1 pseudogene is annotated in these 237 nt (G+C 59.9%); it reads left to right on the top strand.

The features are described 5' to 3' along the window. A pseudogene (locus SB679_RS26185) lies at positions 1-237 on the top strand (hypothetical protein); the annotation flags it as partial.

The raw sequence follows: 237 nt of genomic DNA, 5'->3' as shown, positions 1-237 counted from the left end.
GCAGCGGTCGCGAAGCTCCCTGTCCGCAGCGCATGGCTGGATGGCGAAGTTGTCGTGCTCAAAGGCGGCCTGCCCGATTTCGGCGCGCTCCAGAACGCGATAGACGGTGATGCGAATCAGGAAATCATCTACTTCCTGTTTGACCTGCCGTACGTCGATGGGAAAGACCTAAGGAATGTCCCACTGTGGGCAAGGCGCGCGCTGCTTTCGCAACTGCTCAAGAATGAGGGCGACCGC

Origin of the sequence: Chryseobacterium sp. SIMBA_029 (assembly GCF_046535275.1) — a bacterium.
Classification (GTDB): Bacteria; Bacteroidota; Bacteroidia; order Flavobacteriales; family Weeksellaceae; genus Chryseobacterium.
This window is presented reverse-complemented; position numbering and strand designations above follow the sequence as displayed.